This is a genomic window from Collinsella aerofaciens (assembly GCF_040926405.1).
In the GTDB taxonomy this organism is placed as follows: Bacteria; Actinomycetota; Coriobacteriia; order Coriobacteriales; family Coriobacteriaceae; genus Collinsella.
The window spans coordinates 1-22,726 of record NZ_JBCOIG010000020.1; the positions used below are offsets into that span (position 1 = coordinate 1).

Genomic DNA, 22,726 nt, shown 5'->3' on the forward strand with positions numbered 1-22,726 from the left:
GAATTTAAACGGCTGAAAAAGGGGCATCGACCTGCGCCGATGCCCCCAACGTGGACACACATTTTGTCCTATAAGCCCCCTTTGTGGTGGTTTTAGGTGGCGTTGACGGTTAGGCCTGGAAGGTATCTCGGTCGGGGGCGAAGGACTGCATGGCCGCGATGGTGCGGTCAAAGAGCTCGGGGAGCTCCCAGCCCAACATCTCGGCGCCCTGCGAAATCACGTCGCGCGAGCAGCCGGCGGCAAAGCGTTTGTCCTTGAACTTCTTCTTGAGCGACTTAGTCGTAAAGTCCATAACGCTCTTGCTCGGGCGCATGATGACGGCAGCGCCGATCAGGCCGGTGAGCTCATCGCAGGCAAACAGGATCTTTTCCATCTGCAGCTCGGGCTTGGGCAGTGAGGTGTTGAAGTCCGACGTGTGCGTCTGGATGGCGCGAATGAGCTCGGGAGACGCACCTTCGCCCTCAAGAATCTCGGCAGCATAGATGGTGTGGTTAATGGGGTCGTCCTCATGCTCCTCCCAATCCAGGTCGTGCAGCAGACCGACGATGCCCCAAAACTCCTCGTTCTCGGGGTCGAACTCGCGCGCAAAGTAGCGCATAGTGCCCTCGACCGTCTCGCCATGGGTGATATGGAACGGGTCCTTGTTGTGCTCATTGAGCAGTTCGAACGCGCGGTCGCGGGTGATTCCGGCGGTAAGCGGCTCTGCCATAAGAGACTCCTTGTGCTCGTGGGTATCGATAAGAATGAATACTACTAGAACAAGAAAACCACCACAAAGGTGCCTGTTCCCTTTGTGGTGGTTTTTGGCGCGGATGGGTTAGTTGAGGGCGGCTTGGGCTAGGCGGGCTTCGGCGGCCTCCTCGGTGACGCCAAGGGCCACGGCGAACTCCTCGATGGAGCGGCGTTTGGCCTCCTTGAGTACGCGCATGTAGTAGGAGCTGGGTTTTTTATCAGCTTCCTCGGCCTGGCGAATGCGGTGCATCATGGTCTTTGCCACGCGGACCGTCTCGGGCGCGCCCAGCTTGAGCTGCTGCTTAAAGTGTGTCTCCTCAAGCGAGCTGTTGCGCTCGGTAAAGGTGTCGCACTCCAGCTCGTCATAGTGGCTCAGCAGGTGCTCGGCATCTTGCTGAGAGATGGCGGCGTGCAGACGGTCGGCCTGCGCCACGGGGTACATGAGGATCGTCTGCGCATGTCCCTGCTTGGTCTCGAGCAGCAGCATGGGCTGCGGTGTGTCGTCCCTAAAACCGACGACGGTGCAGACTCCCTGGCCCGGATGAATGACGTGTTGACCGATTGAGAACATGCTACCTCCAACTTATACGAATTTACGTATGTCTAGAATAACACGCTGACGTGCGCAAACCCGTACTTTATGCAGGAAAAGCACACAACTCTGATAGGTAAGAGTATTCGATAACAGACGCAGCTCATTCACACCTTTATGCATTTTCAACGCCTGCATAATCTGCAGGCAGACCGGCATCTTTGAGTGACTCCATACAAGCTGTAGTCATTTTTGTGCATATGCAATATCTATTAGCTTTACCCTGCGACAGTGCCCGTCGCTTGTGATAGAGTGCTACAAACTCTGGCTTTTGCCCTACGAGTGACCAAGAGCTCGGGGGCTTTAACACAAGGAGGATCTATGCCCGAGAAGATTGAAGAGCTGGTACGCGCTGCGCTTGCTGCGGCCCAGGAGGCCGGCGACCTTTCCGCATTTGAACTTGACGATTGCGCTATCGAGCGACCGGCTGACACTTCTCATGGCGAGTGGACCTCTACCATGGCCCTGAAGTCCGCCAAGCTGGCCCACTGCGCCCCGCGCAAGATCGCCGAGGCCATCGTTGCCCATATGCCCGAGGACCCCGCGATCGAGAAGGTCGAGATCGCAGGCCCCGGCTTCATCAACTTCTACCTCTCCGTTGCCGTCAAGAATGCCATCTTTGGCGAGGCTCGCGAGAAGGGTATGGACTTCGCTAAGTCCAACGTCGGTGGTGGCCTGAAGACCCAGGTCGAGTTCGTTTCCGCCAACCCCGTCGGCCCCATGCACATCGGCCACGGCCGCTGGGCCGCGCTGGGCGACTCGCTCTGCCGCGTTATGGATCACGCCGGTTACGACATCCAGCGTGAGTTCTACATCAACGACCACGGCTCTCAGATGAACACCTTCGGCAACTCCATCAGCACGCGCTATATGCAGCTTGCCGACATCATCGCCAAGCAGGGCGTGGATATCGACGAGGCTCACAAGCTGCTGATCGCCGACCGCGACGCCTTTGTTGCCGACGAGAACGACGAGCATCCCGAGACCCATCCGTATCAGGACAACTTTGCCGAGACCCTGGGCAAGGACTCCTACGGCGGCGACTACATCATCGACGAGGCCGCCGAGTTCTGGCGCACCGACGGCGATAAGTGGGTCAACGCCGATCCGCAGGAGCGCATGGAGAGCTTCCGCGAGCGCGGCTATGTAAAGATGGTCGATAACATGCGCGACCTTTGCCATGCCGTTAACTGCGACTTCGATCGTTGGTTCTCCGAGCGCTCGCTGTATGTGAAGGACACCGAGGGCGAGACCGCCGGCACCTCCGCCGTCGACCGCGCTTTTGAGAAGCTCGACAAGATGGGCTATCTCTACACCAAGGACGGCGCCCTGTGGTTCCGCTCCACCGACCTGGGCGATGACAAGGACCGCGTTCTGATCAAGTCCGACGGCGAGTACACCTACTTCGCCTCCGACGTCGCCTATCACTGGGATAAGTTCCAGCGCGTCGACCACGTCATCGACATCTGGGGCGCCGACCACCACGGCTACATCGAGCGCGTCCGCTGCGTCTGCGACGCTCTTGGCTATCCCGGCAAGTTTGAGGTTCTGCTGGGCCAGCTCGTCAACCTGCTGCGTAACGGCAAGCCCGTCCGTATGTCCAAGCGCAAGGGCACCATGGTGACCCTGCAGGAGCTTGTCGACGAGGTCGGCTCCGATGCCGCTCGCTACACGCTCATCTCCAAGAGCTCCAACCAGATGGTCGACTTCGATATTGAGGCCGTTAAGAAGCGCGATAACTCCAACCCGGTCTATTACGTGCAGTATGCTCACGCCCGCGTGTGCTCCATCCTGCGCCGTGCCGCCGACGTTACGCCCGAGCAGGCTGACGAGATGGGCATGAAGGCCGTCGCCGCCAAGGCCATCGGTGAGAACGTCGATTACTCGCTGCTGACCGACCCGACCGAGCTCGCCCTTTCGCGTAAGCTCAACGAGCTCACCGACCTGATTGCCAGCTGCGCTCGCGACCGCGCCCCGTTCCGTCTGACGCACTTTGCTGAGGAACTCGCCGGCGACTTCCACAGCTTCTACGCTGCCTGCCAGGTTCTGCCGAGCGAGGGCCGTCCCGTCGACCCCGAGCTTTCGCGCGCCCGTCTGGCCGCTTGCGACGCCGTTCGCGTGACGCTCGCCCTGGTGCTCACCCTCGTTGGCGTTTCCGCGCCCGAGCAGATGTAAGCTACGGATCATTTGACCGTGTAGGTTCGGCTTTGCTGAGCCCTATAAGCCCGATCTCCATGCGGAGGTCGGGTTTTTTGCGTTTGGTGAGACTATTTGGTTTGCTGGGAAATGCTACCAAATTGCAACTATACCGGTTTACGGGGCTGAATCGCCAACTGGCGACCATGGTGCCAATAGTGAAATTAAACCCGCAGGTAGATGGCTTATTGTTTCTTGATAATGCAGGGTATGGTTGGCTTGCAGCATCCTGGCCCCGTAATCCGGCGTAGTTTTGAAAATTGTCCCTTGGGGACGGAGGAAAACGGATCATTTTTGTCTCGAAGAGGGGTGGCGGGATACCGTCCGTCACGAATTGGGCTCATCTCCTACGTTTGGACGCATATCCCGAACCATGCCGAAAAGTACGATATTAAAACCGCAGGTAGCAGACTCGTTGTTTTTGAAAAAACAAGGGTATGGTCAGGGGCTCGGGGCAAACGTAGCAGATGGGCGCGATTCGTGGCGCGGCTATTCCAGGTGCCACGGCTTCACTCCTCTGGCGCGACATTTCAAGGCGCTTTTGAGGAGGAGTGTCCCTGATGACTGGGCGTTTAAGAACGTCCAATGACTAAGTTGCAGGTGGCGGCGGTTGTGTTACACTAAAGCTGCATATATGACGCAAATATCTCGATACAGATCAATGATGTCCGTCGGTATTTGACGGAGCTAGACTGTTTAGCCGCCCTGAAGGTTTATGCAGGGAGCATGTGATCACAGGGCTTGAAAAGAAAGTTGAGCAAACACTGTGTCTGATCAACAGCAAGAAAACGAAATAACGACGACGCAAGCCGCTCCCGCTGCACCGGTTGCGTCGGACCAGGTCGCGGCGCCCGCGCAAGCCTCGGCTCCTGAGACGCCTAAGGCTGCTTCGACGCCTACGCCTGTAGCGGCTGAGAAGGCCGTGTCTGCAACTGGTGAGGAGGCTGCTCCGGCAAAGCCCAAGCGTACGCGCCGCGCGGCCAAGCCTGCCGATGACGGCGAGGAGGTCACCAAGCCCAAGCGCCGTACCACGCGCACGACGCGCGCCAAGCGTACCGCTGCAGCTGACTCCTCGGCGCCGATTTCCGATGAGGTCGCGCAGGCACGTGCGTTGGCGCAGATTAGCGAGGCTCAGGTGGTGCGCGCCCGCCGTCGTGCTGCCGAGCGTGAGGCCGCGGCTCTGACCGAGCTTGCAGCTCCGTTTGTGCCCGAGACGCCTGCCGCCACCGAGACCCCTGTCGCCGACCAGCCAACCGAGAAGCCGGTACCGCGCACACGCCGTCGCACGGCTGCTAAGGCCGAGCAGGTTGCCGATCAGGTAACCCCCGAGCTCGCTGAGGCTTCGGTCCGTTCCGCGGCAGGGGAGGGCACATCGCCTGTTGAGCCCGCTGCGCCTGTCGAGGCCAGCGAAGTTCCCGTTGTCGATCCGGCTTTGCGCCCGCACCGTCGCGGTCGCAAGCCCAAGGCTTTCGTCGAGGCCGAGAAGGCCGCAGCCGCAGCCGCCGCCGCTCGGGATGCTGCGGCGACCGCCGAGCCTGCAACCGCTGCCGACGCGCCCGTCCAGGATGCTACGACTTCCGAGGCCGTTTCTGCCGATGTCGAGCCCGCCGACGTCCGTCCTGGTCGCAGCCATCGTACTGCTGCTAAGCGCACGTCCAAGGCCAAGGCTGCCAAGAAGGGTGCGTCCGAGGTTTCCGCCGAGACGACCGCCGATGCATCGACTGATGCCGCCGAGCCCCAAGACGTCGAACAGTCTGCGTCCGAGAAGCCCAAGCGCGGTCGCAAGAAGTCCGCTAAGGCCAAGGCCGTCGAGCAGCATGCCGAGGCCGAGCCGCAGGGCGATTCCAATGCCGAGGCCAGCGATGATGCTTCGGCTAACGAAGACGCCTCCGCAACCGATGGCACCGCCCCCGTCGAGACCGAAGAGAGCGCTCGCCCCAACCGCCGTCAGCACAAGCGCAACGACGAGCGTAATGACCGCAACGAGCGCAAGGACGAGCGTAACAACGATCGCCGCAACCGTCAGCGCGACCGCAAGCAGCGCAATAAGGAGCGCAATGCCGCTCCGACTGAGCCCACGCTTTCGCGCGAGGAGCTCGCGGCCATGAAGGTCGCCGAGCTGCGCGAGAAGGCCAAGGAGTTCGAGATCGAGACGACCGGCAAGAAGAAGGCCGAGCTCGTCGAGGAGATCTACACTACCGCCGCAAAGGCCGAGGGTTTCCGCGATATCAAGGGCATTCTGCAGATTCGCCCAGACAGCTCCGGCATCATCCACGCCCATGGCTACATGAAGTCCAACGACGACGCCTTCGTGCCCGCATACCTCATCCGTTCCGCGCGTCTGCGCACGGGCGATGTCATCGAGGGCTCGCTGCGTCCTTCGCGCGGCGGCGACAAGCGCGCCGGCCTCGCCAAGATCACGACCGTCAACGGCATGGATCCTGAGCAGATTCGCAATCGCCCCAAGTTCGGCGACCTCACCCCGGTCTATCCCAACGAGCCGCTGCGCATGGAGCATGGCAAGGATTCCATTACCGGTCGTGCCATCGACATCGTGTCGCCGATCGGCAAGGGTCAGCGTGGCCTGATTGTGTCCCCGCCTAAGGCCGGCAAGACGACGATCCTCAAGAAAATCTGCCAGTCTATCTCGATTAACAACCCCGAGGTGCACCTCATCTGCCTGCTCGTCGACGAGCGCCCCGAAGAGGTCACCGATATGCAGCGTTCCATCAAGGGCGAGGTTGTGGCGTCGACCTTCGATATGCCCGCCGACAACCACACTCGCGTGGCAGAGCTCGTCATCGAGCGCGCCAAGCGCATCGTGGAACTGGGCGGCGATGTTGTAGTTGTGCTCGACTCCATCACGCGTCTTGCCCGCGCCTACAACTTGGCGGCGCCCGCCTCAGGCCGCATCCTTTCGGGCGGCGTTGATTCGGCGGCACTGTATCCGCCCAAGCGTTTTCTGGGTGCAGCCCGCAATATCGAGAACGGTGGCTCGCTCACCATCCTGGCCTCCGCACTCATCGATACCGGTTCCAAGATGGACGAGGTCATCTTTGAGGAGTTCAAGGGTACCGGCAACATGGAGCTCAAGCTCGACCGCGACCTGGCCGATCGCCGCATTTTCCCGGCCATCGACCCTGTTGCCTCGGGTACGCGCAACGAGGACCTGCTGGTCGACGAGCAGATGCGCCCGTTTGTCTTTGGTCTGCGTCGCATCCTCGCCGGCATGAACAATACCGAGCGCGCGGCCGCATCGTTTATCAAGGGCCTCAAGGGCACCAACACCAACCAGGAGTTCCTGGTGCGTTCGGCCAAAAAGCATAGCGACTACGAGCAGACGTTCTAAGTCGTCAACCGCACGCGGCGTTATTGCCGGCGCGATGAAGGGTCGGGGCTTGCGCCTCGGCCCTTTTTATATCGCCACTCGGCGCCAGTTATCGACCATAAGACTGGCAAGCAGCAGGTTTCCCGTTTCAATCCGACATCGTCGCTTGCAATCGACAGGGCGGTTTCACATAATAGCTTTTAAGCTTCGCGACGGAAAACGCAGATGAAACGAACCATATACCGTTGCTTTGGGGCATAGCCCCGCTTCATCTTCTCTCGCGCAGCCAACTGAATGATGCGATTTGGGTGCTGGAAGATGGGGAGAGCTCATGGCTTCTTCTGATGCAACACAACGAGCAGTCCTTGCCGGACTTTCGTGCGGGATCGGCCTGGCCGCCCCCGTGGTTATGTATGCCGCGACGCTGCCGTTTTCGTCGGTGAACGAGACGGTCGTGGCGGGTGCGGTTCCCTTCGCCGTGGGCGCGGTGGCGGGCGTGGGTATCTATGCCGCCTCGCTGGGCATCTCCGAGTACCGTGCGCAGCGTGAAGAGCGTCTGTTCCAGCCCGATGCCATGGGCGGTGCTGCCAATCTCAATCAACATCAAAGTGAGTTCAAGACCGCCTCGATTCCGGCTCAGCAGCAGGATGCGACTCCTTACGCTGCGGCTTCTGCTTCTCAGGCTCAGGCGGAGCAGTCTACCTCGGCATACCTTTCCGGCCTGACTGGTGCGTTCCAGCGCCGTCATGCCGATGATGGTGTCCCTACCATCGCTCGAGCCGCAGATGCTATGGACGAGGCCGAGGCTTGGTCCATGATCGACAGTATGCTCGACGACGATTCGCCGGTGAGCTGCGACCCTGCACACTCGCGCGACGTCTATCAAGTCGCCATCGACGAGCTTACCAACGGCGGGCAGACCGGCTCCTTCAATCGTGACGACATCGCCGCCGCGGCGCGCGCCGTGTCGGGCTCCCAGGCCGCCCCTGCGGGCAGCACGGCGGCTTTCGTGGCACTCGTTGCCAACGCGGCAGCCAATAACGCCTACAACGCTACCTCGGGCGACGCGAACGCTTCTGCCGATTATTCGTACGTTGATGAAGCCATTACCGCGGACGAGGAGGCCGTTGCCGCCCGCCGTGCCGCCGAGAGCTCGCTTTGGGGCGCTCCTGCTCAGCAGCAGGCGGCTGAGGCTGCGCCGTACAACGCAAACCTCGCCAGCATGCCTATCATCTCCGGTGCCGCGGACATCGATCTTGACGACCTCGATGAACCTGCAGCCATCACCGCATCGATTGATGCCCAAGATCGCATCGACACCGGCGACCTTCCGGACGCCTCGCTCGAGGTCGATGTCCCCATGGCCGATTACTCGGGCCACGAGGACATGTGGGCCGCCGCCACCGCGATTCTGGATGAGATTGACGAGCCCGCTCCTGTTGCAGTCCCCACTCCCGTCGCTGCCCCTCAGCCTGCTGCTCCCGCCTATGTCGGCCGTCACAGCGCTGTGTTCCCCGAGGATACCGCCCGTATCTCGCGCGAGAGCATCGAGCGGGCCGAGGCTATTGCCGCCGGCATTATGGAAAATCGTCGTCACGAGCGCGTCAATCAGATCCTCGAGGAAGAGATCGAGCGCCTGCAGTCCTCTACCGCCAAGCGTACGGGCCGTGCCTATCTGAGCGTTATCGAGGGCGGTACCGCCAGCTTCGCGCCGCTCCGCGCGGAGGCATAACTTCTGCATGGTTAAGATGAATCGAAAATGGGCGGTCGTGACCTGCCTGATGGCGCTCTTGATCTGGGGCAATTCGCTGGTTCCCGGCTCGGGGTCGGGCTCGCTGAGCCTAACGGTCATGGAAGCTATCCGCGGTTTCCTGCACGGCGTGGGACTTCCATATGAATGGGTGACCAACTTTGTTGTTCGCAAGTGCGCGCATTTTACCGAGTATATGGTGCTCGGCATCCTGGCAACGCACGCTTTTGATTTTGAGGGCCGGCACACCTTTGACGTGCTGCTGCCCACGGCGGTGTTCCTGCTGCTGATTCCCTCGATCGACGAGACGATTCAGCTCTTTGTGCCGGGACGCGCCGGCATGATCACCGATGTGATGATCGACTGCTGTGGAGCGGCAATGGGCGTTGTGCTCCGATATCTCTTACGGTCGCTGATGTACGCCAAAAAGGCCGCCTAGGACGTATTGTTTGGTCCTAGGCGGCCTTTTTTATTTGAGGGCTTATATGAGGCGTGGTGGCGTCGTTCCATTGGTCGGATTTGCTGGGCGCGCCACGCCCCGTGGGTGCGTCTGTTACTGAAGCGCCTGTGCGCCCAGGGCAAGGCAACCCATGATGCCCTGCTTGCCCTCGAGGCTGTTGTTGACAATGTAGGTATCGATGTCGTTGACCTCGGGCGTGACGATATAGCCGTTGAGCATTTCGGCACATTTCTTGCGTGCGAGCGGCACGATGGGGGTGTGGTCGGCCACGCCGCCGCCGATGATGATCTTTTGCGGCGCGTAGCACAGCGTGTAGGTCATGAGCGCCTGTGCCAGATAGCCGGCGAGCAGGTCCATGGCCTCCGGGTCATCGGCCATGTCTCCGGCGCTCTTGCCATCCCAGCGCTTTTTAACGCCGGGGCCGGCGATGAGGCCCTCGAGACAGTTGTCGTGGAAGGGGCAGGCGCTGTGCTCGCCAATGGTGTCGCGCGGGTCGCGCGTGACCAGGATGTGGCCGGCCTCGGGATGCATCATGCCGTGCACGAGCTTACCGCCCGAGAGCACGCCGGCGCCCACGCCGGTGCCGATGGTCAGGTAGACCACGTCGGTGAGGCCCTTGGCGCAACCAAACGTGACCTCGCCCAGGCAGGCGACGTTGACGTCGGTATCGTAGCCGCAGGGGATATTGAGCTCGTTTTGGATAGTGCCCAGCAGGTCAAAGTAGCGCCATGCCGTTTTGGGCGTCTCCAGGATCTTGCCGTATTGGGGCGAGGCAGGGTTGACTGCGGTGGGGCCAAAGGCGCCGATGCCCAGCGCGGCGATGCCCTTGTCGGCAAACCATGCGTTGACGGCCTCAACGGTCTCCTGCGGGGTCGTGGTCGCGATCTGCTCGCGCTCTAGGACCGTACCGTCCGCATAGCCCGTGGCGCAGACCATCTTGGTGCCACCGGCCTCGAGCGCTCCGATAAGCTGCTGCTCTGCCATAGTATTCCTCTCTCTGGGACGAGTTGCTCCGTGACTAAAGTATAGAGCTCTAAACTATTTAAGAAAGCGCTATAGAAAGAAGCCTCGCAACGCGGCGGGCGGTGCGGGGCTTCTTTGGTTGCTTTAGTTGCCGGGCCGTCCTTACCCGCGCGGCTTGATTTTATCACGTAGCGACTTGAGGTTCTCCAGCGCCGCGTTAAGCGTCTCGTCTCGCTTGGCAAAGTGGAAACGAATCAGATGGTTGACGGGCTCGCGGAAGAAGCTCGAGCCGGGCACGGCGCCCACGCCCACCTTAGACGCGAGGTCCTCGCAGAATTCGAGGTCGCTGTCATAGCCAAACTCAGAGATGTCCATCATGACGTAGTAGGCGCCCTGCGGCACGTTGTGCGTGAGGCCGATGCTGCCGAGTCCCTGACAGAACAGGTCGCGCTTGGCGGTGTAGAGGTCGAGGACCTCCTGGTAATAGCTGTCGTCGAAGTTGAGGGCGGTGACGACAGCTTCCTGCAGGGGAGCGGCGGCACCCACGGTGAGGAAGTCGTGGACCTTCTTGATGCGCTCGGTGATCTGGGCCGGGGCAATGGTGTAGCCCAGACGCCAGCCGGTGATGGAGTACGTTTTGGACAGCGAGCTGCAGCTGATGGTTCGCTCGAACATGCCGGGCAGCGTGGCCATATAGACGTGCTCGTGGGGCGCGTAGACGATGTGCTCGTACACCTCGTCGGTGATGCAGTAGGTGTCGTACTTTTTGCAGAGGTCGGCGATAAAGGTGAGCTCCTCGCGCGTAAAGACCTTGCCGCAAGGGTTGGAAGGGTTGCACAGGACGATGGCCTTGGGGTCGTTGTCGCGGAAGGCCGCCTCGAGTGTCTCGCGGTCAAAGTCGAATGTGGGCGGGTTGAGCGGCACGTAGATAGGCTCGGCACCCGAAAGGATCGTGTCGGCGCCGTAGTTCTCGTAGAACGGCGAGAAGATGACGACCTTGTCTCCGGGGTTCGTAACCGTCATCATGGCGGCCATCATGGCCTCGGTGGAGCCGCAGGTGACTACGATATTCTCGTTGGGGTTTACCGACATGCCCATAAAATGCTCCTGCTTGGCGGCAAGCGCCTCACGCATGGCCTGGGAGCCCCAGGTGATGGAGTACTGGTGGTAAAGCGGCTTGGGGTCGGTGGCGATGGTGCTGAGGCTATCGAGCAGCTGCGCTGGGGGATCGAAGTCAGGGAAGCCCTGCGAGAGATTGACAGCGCCGTACTTATTGGAGATGCGTGTCATGCGGCGGATGACCGAATCGGTAAACGTTGCCGTGCGGTTGGAGAGTTCTTTCATGACGGTCCTTTCGAGCATTTGCAGTGGGGCAAGTTTACTCCTATGAAACCGGTGGGATTTGCTCGAAATGGTCTCGAAAAACTCTTTTCAAAATTCTTGAAAATTGGGGCTTGCATCGCGTGGCGTTCCTTGCAATAATAGTCGAGCGCGAAGCGCACAGGACACGGTGGGTGTAGCTCAGTTGGCTAGAGCGACGGGTTGTGGTCCCGTAGGTCGAGGGTTCGAGTCCCTTTACCCACCCCAGTTTTTGCTTCGTGTTGATATCGGGTCGTTAGCTCAGTTGGTAGAGCAGGGGACTCTTAATCCCAAGGTCCAGGGTTCGAACCCCTGACGGCCCACCACACGATATCTCCTCTAAAGTCCGCCACAACGGACTTTAGCTTTGGGTCGTTAGCTCAGTTGGTAGAGCAGGGGACTCTTAATCCCAAGGTCCAGGGTTCGACCCCCTGACGGCCCACCAAAGCAAGTTAAAGCGACTGGCTTCGGCTGGTCGCTTTTTTGTTGACCTCGCATGGGGTCGAACCCGAAAGGGCGCGGAGCCGCGAAGTCTGCACCGTGATTCCCTTAGGGAAAACACGGCAAAAGCCCCGTAAGCGTGTTCTCCTTAAGGGAATCATGCTTACGGGGCTCGATGCATGTTGAGAAATTGTGATCAAACTCAAAGTGAGAATCGACTTAGTCCGCTCGATAGTGCGACCCGAGACTTTCAGTTCGCTTACGCATGGCTTTGACCATTTCCTGTGCTAGTTGAATCTGCGATTGCAGGCGGGCGAGGGCTGCGACTTCGCTGTCCTGGGCTTTCTGTGTGCTCAAGGTCGTTGCCTCTGTCTTCAAGCCCTCAAGCTCGTGTAGTGCCTCGGATAGGCCCGTCTCGGTGCGGTTGATCATGCAGTAGCTACTCATCGTGTGCTTGAGGCTGCGAGCCAGACGCTCTGCATCTGCCTTGGCGAGGCCGCGCTGGGGGAGGGCGATATCCGTCTTCAAGGGCGTCTCAGGGGCGTCCAGCGCCGCCTGAGTCGCCGATGCACCCGCAATCCGTCCGAACACGATACCGTTGGCGCTTGACAGGCCGCCAATGCGGTCGGCGCCGTGCATGCCGCCCGTTGCCTCGCCACAGGCGTAGAGACCCGCAACGCCGGTCGCGGCTGCCTTGTCGATCTTGATTCCGCCGTTGGAGGCATGGGCGTACATCGCTACGCGCATCTCGTCAGTCGGAGCAATGCCGTGCTCGTCCTGGAGCCATGTGGCAAAGGTCTGGACAAACTCGGGGACGTCCTCACTGGGGAAGTCGTAATGCAGCGCTAGGCCCTCGGCGCCCGCTTGGTCGATGGCAAGGTCGATAGCACGTGAATCCAGGCGTGACGTGAAGGGGCCGTATCCGGAGCGCTGCTCAAGCAGCTTGTCCAGTTTGTCGTCGTCGATGTCAACCGACTGATCGAATTTGACGTAGCGCCAGGTCTTCTCGTTAAAGACGAGGTTGCGCTTGGGCTCAATGAAGCCGGGCATCATCTGCATGAACTCTATATTAGTAAGTGTTGCGCCGTGCGCCAGCGCGATGGCCTGCGAGGAACTGAGCACATCAGCCGACGTAAGGCTGCGCTCGAACAGGCCGCCTGTGCCACCGGCTGCGATGACCGTGGCCTTGGCAGCAAAGGGCACGATTCGATTTTCGGTAAGGTCGTAGAGTACGGTTCCGGTTATTCTGCCGTTCGTGTCCTCAACAAGGTCGATAAGCTCATGGCGGGGGAGCAGGCGAATGCCGAGCGACTCGATCCAGGTCGTCAGAGCGTCCTCAAGGGGCTTGCGGGTGAGGCCGCGCCACATGCGCGTCTTGTGGTCAAAGCAGGGGATAAATTGCTTTTGTTGAGCACTCTTGGCGCTTTGCGGACGCTGGAGCTCAACGCCCAGGTCTTGCTCGAGCCAGTCAATCGCTTGGGGAATGCCGTGGACGAACGCTTGGACGAGTTCGGGGTCGGCAACGCCGCCGCCGACGGCCAGGATGGTGTCGATGAGGTCCTGCTCGTCGTCTTCGTTAACGGGTCCGATAAGCCCTAGGCCCCAGGTTCCGGGGAAGAAGCTCGATCCACTCATAGTCTTGCCGGCGCTTGCCACAGTGACGGTTGCACCCGTGCGTGCCGCTTCGATGGCGGCGCAAAGGCCCGCAATGCCAGATCCAATTACCAGTACATCAGTCGATTCCATCGGATTCCTTTCTCGTCCGGCGCATTGTCGCACGGGTGATCGGCAATGGGGCCGCAAAGACTCGGCAAATCGGTAAAGGGCAAATATGGCAGGTGGGCGTCATGGACGCTCTGACGCTCCATCTCATCACATCTTGTATTTCGCCCCAACTGATATATCGGCATTAGCTACCCTGCGACAGCGCAAACAAAAAGAGCCGCTACCTGGGTGGGTAGTGGCTCCAAAGCTCAACTATATGAGCATCGCGCGGGCGCGATTAGGCCTTGAGGGCCTCCTCGACGGCGACAGCGCAGGCGACGGTGGCACCGACCATGGGGTTGTTGCCCATGCCGATGAGACCCATCATGTCAACGTGCGCAGGCACGGAGGAAGAACCGGCGAACTGGGCGTCGGAGTGCATACGGCCCATGGTGTCGGTCATGCCGTAAGAGGCAGGGCCGGCGCCCATGTTGTCCGGGTGCAGGGTACGACCAGTGCCGCCACCAGAAGCGACGGAGAAGTACTTCTTGCCAGCCTCGAGGCGCTCCTTCTTGTAGGTGCCAGCGACGGGGTGCTGGAAGCGCGTGGGGTTGGTGGAGTTACCGGTGATCGAGATGTCGACGTTCTCGTGCCACATGATGGCAACGCCCTCGCGGACGTCGTCGGCGCCGTAGCAGTTGACGGCGGCGCGGGGACCATCGGAGTAGGGGATGGTCTCGACGACCTTGAGCTCGCCCGTGAAGTAGTCGAACTGGGTCTTCACGTAGGTGAAGCCGTTGATGCGGGCGATGATCTGAGCAGCGTCCTTGCCCAGACCGTTGAGGATGACGCGCAGCGGCTTCTTGCGAGCCTTGTTGGCGTTTAGAGCCAGGCCGATAGCACCCTCAGCGGCAGCGAAGGACTCGTGACCGGCCAGGAAGGCGAAGCACTCGGTGTCGTCGGAGAGCAGCATAGCGCCCAGGTTGCCGTGGCCCAGACCGACCTTGCGGTCCTCGGCGACGGAGCCGGGAACGGTGAAGGCCTGGATGCCCTCGCCGATGATGGCGGCAGCCTCAGAAGCGGACTTGGCGCCACGCTTGACAGCGAGAGCGCAACCGAGGGTGTAGGCCCACTCGGCGTTCTGGAAGGCGATGGACTGGGTGTTGTTGACGATCTCACGCGGGTTGAAGCCCTTGTCGGTGCAGATCTGCAGAGCTTCCTCGAGGGAGGCGATGCCGTTGTCGGCGAGGCACTTGTTGATCTTGTCAGCGCGGCGCTCGTAACCTTCGAACGTAACAGTCATAGTTATTTCCCTCCCTTTCTACTCGTGAACCGGGAACACGCTGGCGACGGAGTGAGTCTCCTCGTCGGTGCGCGGGTCGATGTACTTGGCAGCGTTCTCCCACTGACCATAGTGGCCCATAGCGCCAGCGATGGCCTCCTCGGGGGTCTTGCCGGCCTTGACGGCGTCGGTGAACTTGCCGAGGTTCAGGAACTCGAATGCGATGATCTCGTTCTTGTCGTTGAGAGCCATGCGGGTGACGTAGCCCTGAGCGAGCTCGAGGTAACGAGCGCCCTTGGCCTTGGTGCCGAACATGGTGCCGACCTGAGAGCGAAGGCCCTTGCCGAGGTCGTCGAGGGAGGCGCCCACGGGCAGGCCGCCCTCGGAGAACGCGGTCTGGCTGCGGCCGTAAACGATCTGCAGGAAGATCTCGCGCATAGCAACGTTGATGGCGTCGCAGACGAGGTCGGTGTTGAGGGCCTCGAGGATGGTCTTACCGGGAAGGATCTCGGAAGCCATGGCGGCAGAGTGGGTCATACCCGAGCAGCCGATGGTCTCAACGAGGGCCTCCTCGATGATGCCGTCCTTGACGTTCAGCGTGAGCTTGCAGGCGCCCTGCTGAGGTGCGCACCAACCCACACCGTGCGTAAGACCGGAGATGTCGGAAATCTCCTTAGCCTGGACCCACTTGCCCTCCTCGGGGATGGGTGCGGGGCCGTGGTATGCACCCTTGGCAACGGGGCACATGTTCTCCACTTCCTGTGAGTACTGCATGCCTCTCCTCTCTATCGTGTTGGCGTCCCGTTTGGGGGTCGTGGCTGGCGATTGCCGGGCGACCCTTCGAAAGGGACATGACATGCAGCCCCTATAATACCGCGAAATGCACGGAATATTCGGCGAACGGCTCAGTTTTCGCATCGAGAAGTCCTGAAGTTTTAATTGAAACGGTTTAACTCTATGTTCTGTGGTCGTGAACTTCCGTAGAGGGGGTCCGTCTTGGGCAAGCTATTGGTCAGCTCTTGTAAGCATTGCGGGGGTTGACCTGTTGCAACGATGCCGTTCGCCGCCTGATTACTGCCTTTGGCCGCGCGAGTGTATTGTTTTGCGTGAATGTTTTGATGGCACGCTTCAATCGTGCTGTATTGGATGGCAAGCAGATCCCGGCGAAGGGAGCGCCATGCAGCGCGTTTGGAGAACGGTTACCGGCTTTTACCATGTCTGTGCCCGCGGTACGGGCAAGCAGCTCATCTTTGAGGGCGATGAAGACCGGTGGGAGTTCTTGGAGCTGATGCGTGAGTGCTGCCGCAAGGCGGGCGTGACGGTTATCGCCTGGTGCCTTATGGGCAATCACGTGCGTCTGGTGCTTGCAGATTACGAGGACGCGATGAGCGCGGCGATGCACCGGCTGCTTTTGACGTACGCGCGGCGGTTCAATAAACGCACGGGGCGCACAGGGCATCTGTTCCAGAACCGTTTTGACCGGCGCTCGCTCGATACCGACTGGCAGGTGATGGAGGCTATTCGCTCCGTTCACGCCGATCCGCAGGAGGCGGGCATGAGCCTAATCGAGCGTTACCCATGGAGCAGCTTTGCGGAGCATCTGCGCGCTTACGACAGTGATGCGGCAGATGCCGCGAGGGGATTTTCTGATCCTTCTTGCGTGCTTGAACTTTTTGGTTCTGCCGAGGGCTTTATTGCCTATTCGCTTTCGACGCCCGACGGTAGCGAGCCGGCGCTGTGCGATATGAAAGAGACAGAGTGGGAACGCCACGCCTTTGCCGACAAGATGGCGAAGAGCCTCGGGGTTCCGCTCCACGGGGTTAAAGCCGCGCCGTCGGCGCAGCGCAACATCGTCATTCTTGGATTGCACGATGCCGGTTTTACGGTGCGTCAGATTGAGCGATATACGGGGATTGGCAAAAGTACCGTTTCTCGTATCGTGCGTGCCTGTGCACGAACGGCGGTGCAGACTGGCCGAAACGTGGCGTAGGACTGCCTGTGCACCGCAGCTGGGGTCGCCCATATGCCACAACCATTGTTCTAAAAGCTTGGTACGGTAACTGCACTTCTTAATATGCATAGAACAATCGTCATCTTGCATAAAATAACAGCTCAGTCCGGGTTTGCCCGTGCCTACCCCCGTCTGCGCCGTGCAAAAAACGGAGTTTTCAGCATCGTGGTGCTGTCGGCACTGCCGCAATCTTGCAACATACAGGTTCCGAAGCTATTTATGCCTTCCGATGCGCCTCCGAAGCGCATGTATGTGATCCCTGAGACCGCGATGCTTGTTCTAAAACACAATATATATGCGCCTAAAGACGTTGATTAACGCTTTCGATGCGTATACACACAGCTTGGCGTGCTGAATACTCGCAAATATGCACGCCGCTCCCTATGGGACCCGTCTGCGGCAGGCGCGAAGCGAGTCGGAGCTTCGCAGAACGGGGCTTGGCGCATTGCTTGGCGGGCCCGGGGCCCTGCCGCAGGCCTTTGGTGCTGTGGAAAAAGCCCGTGCTCGCGTCTGGCTGTGTGGCAAATGTCAGACGGGGCGCCGGACGCGCGGACTTTGTGCGTTCGCGCTCATTAGGTAAAAACAGAGCCGCCCGTATCGGGCGGCTCGGCAATCAAAAACCTTGGATTCGGGGCATAAACTACTGGTTTGTTTGCCCCTCGAGCATGCCGTCGAGGGTGCGCCAGGCGAGCTCGGCGCACTTGACGCGGGCGGGCATGTGCGAGATGTCCTGGAGCTGGGCGGCTTCGTCCAGGTCTTCCAGGTCCTCCTCGGAGAGCTGCTCGCCGCGGATCATGGCGAGGAAGAGCTCTGCCAGGCGGTGAGCTTCCTCGACGGTCTCGCCGGTGATGAGGTCGGCCATGATGTCGGCACTGGCCTGACTGATGGCGCAGCCGTGGCCGGTAAAGGAGGCCTCCTCGATCACGCCGTTCTCGACGCGCAGCTGCAGGGTGAGCTCGTCGCCGCAGCTGGGGTTGATGCCGTCGTGCTCGTGCGTGGGAGCATCCATCTCGTACTTATAGTCGGGGTGCGAGTTGTGCTCCATAAATGTGGTGGAGGTGTACAGATTACCCATTGAACGTGCTCCAAACGTGATGCAGGCCGGCGATGAACTTGTCGATGTCGGCCTTGTCGTTGTAGAAGGCCACGCTGGCGCGGCAGCAGGCAAGGTTCTCGACGCCCAGCCAGGTAAGCAGCGGCTGCGCGCAGTGGTGGCCGGCGCGGATGCAGACGCCGTCCATGTCCATGATGCTCGCGACGTCGTGCGGGTGGATGCCCTTGACGTTAAAGCTCACAACGCCGTGGTGGTTGTCCCAATAGATGGAGCCGATGATCTGGACAAAGTCGAGCTGCATGAGTTCGCCCATCAGGTAGTGGACGAGTGCCTGCTCGCGGGCCTGGATGTTCTCGTAACCCACGGTGTTGACCAGGTAGTCGAGTGCCGCACCCGTGGCGAATATGCCGGCGGCGTCCTGCGTGCCGGCCTCGAACTTCTCGGGGACGGGCGCCCAGACGGCGTCCTGCTCGGTGACCGAATCGATCATCTCGCCGCCGGTGAGCATGGGCGGCATGGCGTTGAGCAGGTCCATCTTGCCCCACAGCACGCCGATGCCCATGGGGCCCATGGCCTTGTGCGCGCTAAAGGCAAAGAAGTCGGCGCCCAGGTCGGCCACATCGACCGGCATGTGCGGCAGCGACTGCGCACCGTCGACGACCAGGTAGCCGCCGTACTTGTGCACGAGTTTGCCGAGGTTCTTGACCGGGTTCTCGACGCCCAGCACGTTAGAAACCTGACCCACGGCCAGAATTTTGGTCTTGGGACCCACCTTGGCAAGAACCTCCTCGGTGGTGAGCTGGCCGGTCTTGGTGGGGTAGAGGTAGACGAGCTTGGCGCCGGTCTTGCGGCAGACCTGCTGCCACGGAATCAGGTTGGAGTGGTGCTCCATGATGGTGATGACGACCTCGTCGCCCGGTTTGAGCACTGTGGGCGCAAAGCTCTTGGCGACCAGGTTGAGCGACTCGCTCGTGTTGCGGGTGAAGACGACCTCGTTGGCCTGTGAGGCGCCGATGAGGTCGGCGATCTGCTGGCGGACCTTCGCGATGGTGTCGGTTGCCTCGACGGACAGCGAGTACAGGCCGCGCAGGGGGTTGGCGTTCATGCGCTGGTAGAAGTCGCGTTCGGCGTCAAGCACGCAGGCGGGGCGCTGCGCGGTGGCGGCGCTATCGAGGAAGGCGATCTCGGGGTGCTGCTGGAAAAGCGGGAATTGCGCCTTGTAGGGATTGGTCTCGATGTCGACGGTAGGCCAGCCGCGCGAGGCCTCGTCGCTGGCGTCGAGCTCCATAGGCTCCGGTGCGGTACAGGTGTCGCATTTAACGTGCTCGGTGTCGATCATGCGAGCTCCTCTTCAAAGTTGTCGATCAGGTTGTTGCCCAGGCGGACGATGCCGGCGCGGGTGCGCTCGTCGGTGGCGGAAAGCGCGGCGTCCTCCAGCTTGGCGCGGATGAACAGGTCCTCGGCGGCGTTTTGGTCAAGACCGCGGCAGGCGAGGTAGAACAGCTGCTCGTCGCGGACGTGACCGATGGTGGCGCCGTGGTTGCCGGCGACGTCGTCCTCGTCGCAGAGAATGACGGGAATGGTCTTGTTGTCGACGCCCTTGTTGGCCAAGAGCACCGTCTCGCGTTCGGTGCCGACGGCACCCTTGCAGCCGTGCACGAGGTCGATGGTGCCACGGTAGACCTTCTTGGACGTGCCGGTCAGCACGCCGTTGGCGTCGATCTCGCACTCGGTCTTGCGACCGCGGTGGCGCAGCTCGTAGTTAAAGTCGCGCACCTGCTCACGGGCGCCAAGGTAGTCAGTATCGATGGTGACCTTGGCGGTATCGCCCAGCAGGTCGCCGGCAAGGCCGGTGGCGCTGGCGCCGGCACCCAGGACGGTGTGTTGCACGTTGACGCGCGCGCCCTCGTCCAGGAACAGGCCGGTATCGTCGAGTGCGATCCAGCTATCGTCGAGCGTCTGCGTGCAGGCCACGTTGACGGTGGCGTACTCGTGGGCGCACACGCGCAGCACGGATCCCACGACGCCCTCGCCGGCAACGGGGGAGTCCAGGGCGATCTGCAGGTCGAGCGTTGCCTGCGGACGGACGACGACGTCGATGGCGGCGATGGCCGCGGCGGCATCGACACCGCTCACACGCACGGTAACCGTGGCGTGCTTGTATGCGGGCACATCGATGACGATGCGCTTGGTAGCGTGCTCGGCCAAGTAGGTGTAGGTAGCCTCGCCCATGCCAGTCTCGAAGGCCTCGGCAGGGGAGAGCTCCTCCTCGAGCTTGATGGCACCGGCCTGGTAGATGGAGGTGGCGGGCACGTCAAGCTCGGTCTCGGGCGTGATGCGGGCGCGGTCGGCGGCGTCGCCGGGGGCGGAGGCGCGGCGCTCGGGGAAGCGCTCGGCCATGGCGTCCATGGCGGCGTTAAATGCGTCGGCAGCGCCGCGGAACTGCTCGTCCAAGCCCTCGACCTTAACAGCCTCGGTGGGAGCGGCGGCAAGCTCGTCAGAGAGCTCGAGCTTGGTCTGGTTCATCTTCAGCCAACCCCAAGTGGCAGCTGGCATCGCATTGACCTGCTCAAGGGTGGTAGCAGCGGTGTTCGTGGTCTGGTTCATTATCCGATCGCTCCTTCCATCTCGAGCTTGATCAGGTTGTTCATCTCGACGGCGTACTCAAGCGGCAGCTCCTTGGAGACCGGGTTGGCAAAGCCGTTGACGATCATGGTGCGGGCCTCTTCCTCCGAGATGCCGCGGCTCATCAGGTAGAACACCTTGTCGTCGCCGATGCGGCCGATGGTGGCCTCGTGGCCGATGTCGACGTTCTTGGCGCGGATGTCCATGGCCGGAATAGTGTCGGAGCGGCTCTGGTCGTCGAGCATGAGCGACTGGCAGCTCACGGTTGCCTTGGAGCCCTCGGCCTTGGGCGTGGCCACGATAGAGCTACGGAAGGTCTGGATGCCGCCGCTCTTGGAGATGCCCTTGGTCTCGACGGTTGCCGAGGTCTCGGGCGCGTTGAGTACGACCTTACAGCCGGTATCGAGGTTCTGGCCGGCGCCGGCAAAGGTGATGCCGGTAAAGCTCGAGCGGGCGCCGCGGCCGTTGAGCACGCTCATGGGGTAGAGATAACCCACATGGCTGCCGAAGGAGCCACTGATCCACTCGATGTCGCCGTCCTCGTCCACGCGCGCACGCTTGGTGTTGAGGTTGTACATGTTCTTGGACCAGTTCTCGATGGTCGAGTAGCGCAGGTGTGCACGCTTGCCCACAAAGAGCTCGACAGCACCGGCGTGGAGGTTGGCCACGTTGTACTTGGGTGCGGAGCAGCCCTCGATAAAGTGCAGGTCGGCATCGTCCTCGACAATGATGAGCGTGTGCTCAAACTGGCCGGCGCCCTTGGCGTTAAGGCGGAAGTAGCTCTGCAGCGGGAAGTCCAACTTGGTGCCCTTGGGAACGTAGACAAACGAGCCGCCCGACCACACGGCGCCGTGCAGGGCCGCAAACTTGTGGTCGGTGGGCGGGATGAGCGTCATGAATTTCTCGTGGATGAGCGGCTCCCACTGCGGATCGTGCAGGGCTTCCTCAATACCGGAGTAGACGATGCCCATCTTGGACGCCGTGTCCTGCATGTTGTGGTAGACCAGCTCGGAGTCGTACTGCGCGCCGACGCCCGCCAGGTAGCTGCGCTCGGCCTCGGGGATGCCCAAGCGCTCAAAGGTGTTCTTGATGTCGTCGGGCACCGACTCCCAGTCGTGCTTTTGGTCGGTGTTGGGCTTGACGTAGGTGACGATGTTGTCCATGTCCAGGCCCTCGATGGAGGGGCCCCACGTCGGGTCGGGAAAACGATTGAAGATCTCGAGGGACTTGAGGCGCAGGTCGAGCATCCACTGCGGCTCGTCCTTTTTGGCGCTGATCTCGCGCACGATGTCGGGCGTGATGCCGGCGTCGAGGCGCTCGAATCCCTCCTCGCCATAGGTGAAGTCGTAGAGGCTGCGGTCGATGTCCGCGACCTCGGTGCGGTTCTTGGTCATTGCGTCGCCCCTTTACGCCTGCTGCTCGGCAGCGGCAGACTCGGCCTGGGCGCGCTGCTCGGCGGCCTCGCGCTCGAAGGTCTCAAAGCCGTTCTTGTCGATCCAGGGGATGAGCGAGGCGTCGTCCTCGCGCACGATGTGGCCCTTGACCATAACGTGGACGCGGTCGACATCCAGGTGCTCCAAAATGCGCGTGTTGTGCGTGATGATGAGCATGGAGCCGTCGCAGCTCTTGCGATACGCGTCCATGCCGTGGCTGACGGTGGACAGGGCGTCGACGTCCAGGCCGGAGTCAGTCTCGTCCAGGATGGCGAGCTTGGGCTGCAGCAGCAAAAGCTGGAGCATCTCGACCTTCTTCTTCTCGCCGCCCGAGAAGCCCACGCCCAGCTCACGGTTGAGGTAGGCGGTATCCATGTTGAGCTCGGCCGCGAGCTCCTTGACGCGGCGGCGGAACTCCTTACCCTTCATCTCCAGGCCGGGGCGGCCGGCGATGCTGGCGCGCAAAAAGCTCGACAGCGGCACGCCGGGGATCTCGACCGGTGCTTGGAAGCTCAGGAACAGGCCGGCGCGCGAGCGCTTGTCGGTGGTGAGCTCGGTGATGTCCTGGCCGTCAAAGACGATACGGCCGTCGTTGACCGTGTAGACGGGGTCGCCCATGACCAGGTGGCCGAGGGTGGACTTGCCGGCGCCGTTGGGACCCATCAACACGTGGGTCTCGCCGGCGGCGACGTTGAGGCTGACGTTGTGGAGGATGGTCTTCTCGTCCACGGAGGCGGTCAGACCTTCGATGGAAAGCAGCGGATTTGCGCTCATGCTGTCCCTCTCTGTATATGGT

Annotated in this window: 18 protein-coding genes and 3 tRNA genes; 9 read left to right on the forward strand and 12 right to left on the reverse strand. The window is 61.2% G+C overall.

Annotated elements, in window-relative coordinates:
• Positions 1-109: 109 nt before the first annotated feature.
• Positions 110-709, reverse strand: a complete 600-nt coding sequence (locus AB5758_RS07515) for an HD domain-containing protein (protein ID WP_161145052.1) — start codon at positions 707-709, stop codon at positions 110-112.
• Positions 710-817: 108 nt separating this feature from the next.
• Positions 818-1,303: a CarD family transcriptional regulator gene (locus AB5758_RS07520; protein ID WP_006235480.1), complete on the reverse strand. Its 486-nt coding sequence runs from the start codon at positions 1,301-1,303 to the stop codon at positions 818-820.
• Positions 1,304-1,645: 342 nt separating this feature from the next.
• On the opposite strand from AB5758_RS07520, the gene argS reads away from it, so the two are divergent.
• From argS to AB5758_RS07540, 4 genes are all read left to right on the forward strand, one after another.
• Positions 1,646-3,499 (forward strand): arginine--tRNA ligase, encoded by a 1,854-nt coding sequence (gene argS / locus AB5758_RS07525; protein WP_055286535.1) that lies wholly within the window; start codon positions 1,646-1,648, stop codon positions 3,497-3,499.
• A 943-nt stretch (positions 3,500-4,442) separates the two neighbouring features.
• Positions 4,443-6,869, forward strand: a complete 2,427-nt coding sequence (rho, locus tag AB5758_RS07530; RefSeq protein WP_368155470.1) for a transcription termination factor Rho — start codon at positions 4,443-4,445, stop codon at positions 6,867-6,869.
• Between the two features lie 310 nt (positions 6,870-7,179).
• Positions 7,180-8,580, forward strand: coding sequence for a hypothetical protein (locus AB5758_RS07535; protein ID WP_138112801.1), 1,401 nt, complete (start codon positions 7,180-7,182; stop codon positions 8,578-8,580).
• A gap of 7 nt (positions 8,581-8,587) precedes the next feature.
• On the forward strand, positions 8,588-9,037 hold the full coding sequence (locus AB5758_RS07540; RefSeq protein ID WP_161145054.1) for a VanZ family protein: 450 nt from the start codon (positions 8,588-8,590) through the stop codon (positions 9,035-9,037).
• A gap of 114 nt (positions 9,038-9,151) precedes the next feature.
• On the opposite strand, the gene AB5758_RS07545 is transcribed toward AB5758_RS07540, so the two are convergent.
• Together AB5758_RS07545 and AB5758_RS07550 are read right to left on the reverse strand one after the other, a co-directional pair.
• Positions 9,152-10,042: an ROK family protein gene (locus AB5758_RS07545; protein WP_138112797.1), complete on the reverse strand. Its 891-nt coding sequence runs from the start codon at positions 10,040-10,042 to the stop codon at positions 9,152-9,154.
• Positions 10,043-10,183: 141 nt separating this feature from the next.
• A complete protein-coding gene (locus AB5758_RS07550) occupies positions 10,184-11,383 on the reverse strand; it encodes a pyridoxal phosphate-dependent aminotransferase (protein WP_240134732.1) in 1,200 nt (399 codons plus the stop codon).
• A gap of 148 nt (positions 11,384-11,531) precedes the next feature.
• Between AB5758_RS07550 and AB5758_RS07555 the strand changes: the two genes are divergently transcribed.
• The 3 genes from AB5758_RS07555 (at position 11,532) to AB5758_RS07565 (ending at position 11,825) form a co-directional block, all read left to right on the forward strand.
• Positions 11,532-11,608 (forward strand) — tRNA-His (locus tag AB5758_RS07555).
• A 22-nt stretch (positions 11,609-11,630) separates the two neighbouring features.
• Positions 11,631-11,706: transfer RNA gene (locus AB5758_RS07560), tRNA-Lys, on the forward strand.
• A 43-nt stretch (positions 11,707-11,749) separates the two neighbouring features.
• Positions 11,750-11,825: transfer RNA gene (locus AB5758_RS07565), tRNA-Lys, on the forward strand.
• A 215-nt stretch (positions 11,826-12,040) separates the two neighbouring features.
• Here AB5758_RS07565 and AB5758_RS07570 read toward each other — a convergent pair.
• The 3 genes from AB5758_RS07570 to AB5758_RS07580 all read right to left on the reverse strand — a co-directional run bounded on the left by AB5758_RS07570 (position 12,041) and on the right by AB5758_RS07580 (position 15,581).
• Positions 12,041-13,567, reverse strand: coding sequence for an FAD-dependent oxidoreductase (locus AB5758_RS07570; RefSeq protein ID WP_195246947.1), 1,527 nt, complete (start codon positions 13,565-13,567; stop codon positions 12,041-12,043).
• A 256-nt stretch (positions 13,568-13,823) separates the two neighbouring features.
• Entirely contained in the window at positions 13,824-14,828 is a 1,005-nt protein-coding gene (locus AB5758_RS07575; protein WP_006235553.1) for a GGGtGRT protein, read from the reverse strand.
• A gap of 18 nt (positions 14,829-14,846) precedes the next feature.
• Entirely contained in the window at positions 14,847-15,581 is a 735-nt protein-coding gene (locus AB5758_RS07580; RefSeq protein ID WP_006235554.1) for an iron-sulfur cluster assembly scaffold protein, read from the reverse strand.
• Positions 15,582-15,984: 403 nt separating this feature from the next.
• Between AB5758_RS07580 and AB5758_RS07585 the strand changes: the two genes are divergently transcribed.
• Positions 15,985-16,797 (forward strand): transposase, encoded by an 813-nt coding sequence (locus AB5758_RS07585; protein WP_368141448.1) that lies wholly within the window; start codon positions 15,985-15,987, stop codon positions 16,795-16,797.
• Between the two features lie 84 nt (positions 16,798-16,881).
• A complete protein-coding gene (locus tag AB5758_RS07590; RefSeq protein WP_368155471.1) occupies positions 16,882-17,136 on the forward strand; it encodes a hypothetical protein in 255 nt (84 codons plus the stop codon).
• Positions 17,137-17,458: 322 nt separating this feature from the next.
• Here AB5758_RS07590 and sufU read toward each other — a convergent pair whose 3' ends face one another.
• The 5 genes from sufU to sufC are packed head-to-tail and all read right to left on the reverse strand — an operon-like array spanning position 17,459 to position 22,704.
• A complete protein-coding gene (gene sufU, locus AB5758_RS07595; RefSeq protein WP_117770218.1) occupies positions 17,459-17,893 on the reverse strand; it encodes a Fe-S cluster assembly sulfur transfer protein SufU in 435 nt (144 codons plus the stop codon).
• Positions 17,886-19,211, reverse strand: a complete 1,326-nt coding sequence (locus AB5758_RS07600) for an aminotransferase class V-fold PLP-dependent enzyme (protein WP_368141447.1) — start codon at positions 19,209-19,211, stop codon at positions 17,886-17,888. Before AB5758_RS07600 ends, sufU begins: the two co-directional genes overlap by 8 nt.
• Positions 19,208-20,479 (reverse strand): SufB/SufD family protein, encoded by a 1,272-nt coding sequence (locus AB5758_RS07605; RefSeq protein ID WP_368141446.1) that lies wholly within the window; start codon positions 20,477-20,479, stop codon positions 19,208-19,210. Before AB5758_RS07605 ends, AB5758_RS07600 begins: the two co-directional genes overlap by 4 nt.
• The gene (gene sufB, locus AB5758_RS07610; protein WP_195246950.1) at positions 20,479-21,891 is read right to left on the reverse strand and encodes a Fe-S cluster assembly protein SufB; all 1,413 of its coding nucleotides are present in this window, start codon (positions 21,889-21,891) and stop codon (positions 20,479-20,481) included. Before sufB ends, AB5758_RS07605 begins: the two co-directional genes overlap by 1 nt.
• A gap of 12 nt (positions 21,892-21,903) precedes the next feature.
• Positions 21,904-22,704, reverse strand: coding sequence for a Fe-S cluster assembly ATPase SufC (sufC, locus tag AB5758_RS07615; RefSeq protein WP_161145061.1), 801 nt, complete (start codon positions 22,702-22,704; stop codon positions 21,904-21,906).
• Positions 22,705-22,726: the final 22 nt, after the last annotated feature.

Excerpts from the sequence above, each read along its gene's own strand:
- sufU (WP_117770218.1), bottom strand. The coding sequence starts at position 17,893 with ATGGGTAATCTGTACACCTCCACCACATTTATGGAGCACAACTCGCAC.
- AB5758_RS07590 (WP_368155471.1), top strand. The coding sequence starts at position 16,882 with ATGCATAGAACAATCGTCATCTTGCATAAAATAACAGCTCAGTCCGGG.
- sufB (WP_195246950.1), bottom strand. The coding sequence starts at position 21,891 with ATGACCAAGAACCGCACCGAGGTCGCGGACATCGACCGCAGCCTCTAC.
- AB5758_RS07540 (WP_161145054.1), top strand. The coding sequence starts at position 8,588 with ATGGTTAAGATGAATCGAAAATGGGCGGTCGTGACCTGCCTGATGGCG.
- argS (WP_055286535.1), top strand. The coding sequence starts at position 1,646 with ATGCCCGAGAAGATTGAAGAGCTGGTACGCGCTGCGCTTGCTGCGGCC.
- AB5758_RS07570 (WP_195246947.1), bottom strand. The coding sequence starts at position 13,567 with ATGGAATCGACTGATGTACTGGTAATTGGATCTGGCATTGCGGGCCTT.
- sufC (WP_161145061.1), bottom strand. The coding sequence starts at position 22,704 with ATGAGCGCAAATCCGCTGCTTTCCATCGAAGGTCTGACCGCCTCCGTG.
- AB5758_RS07545 (WP_138112797.1), bottom strand. The coding sequence starts at position 10,042 with ATGGCAGAGCAGCAGCTTATCGGAGCGCTCGAGGCCGGTGGCACCAAG.
- AB5758_RS07550 (WP_240134732.1), bottom strand. The coding sequence starts at position 11,383 with ATGCTCGAAAGGACCGTCATGAAAGAACTCTCCAACCGCACGGCAACG.
- AB5758_RS07515 (WP_161145052.1), bottom strand. The coding sequence starts at position 709 with ATGGCAGAGCCGCTTACCGCCGGAATCACCCGCGACCGCGCGTTCGAA.
- AB5758_RS07520 (WP_006235480.1), bottom strand. The coding sequence starts at position 1,303 with ATGTTCTCAATCGGTCAACACGTCATTCATCCGGGCCAGGGAGTCTGC.
- AB5758_RS07580 (WP_006235554.1), bottom strand. The coding sequence starts at position 15,581 with ATGCAGTACTCACAGGAAGTGGAGAACATGTGCCCCGTTGCCAAGGGT.
- AB5758_RS07600 (WP_368141447.1), bottom strand. The coding sequence starts at position 19,211 with ATGATCGACACCGAGCACGTTAAATGCGACACCTGTACCGCACCGGAG.
- AB5758_RS07605 (WP_368141446.1), bottom strand. The coding sequence starts at position 20,479 with ATGAACCAGACCACGAACACCGCTGCTACCACCCTTGAGCAGGTCAAT.
- AB5758_RS07585 (WP_368141448.1), top strand. The coding sequence starts at position 15,985 with ATGCAGCGCGTTTGGAGAACGGTTACCGGCTTTTACCATGTCTGTGCC.
- AB5758_RS07575 (WP_006235553.1), bottom strand. The coding sequence starts at position 14,828 with ATGACTGTTACGTTCGAAGGTTACGAGCGCCGCGCTGACAAGATCAAC.
- AB5758_RS07535 (WP_138112801.1), top strand. The coding sequence starts at position 7,180 with ATGGCTTCTTCTGATGCAACACAACGAGCAGTCCTTGCCGGACTTTCG.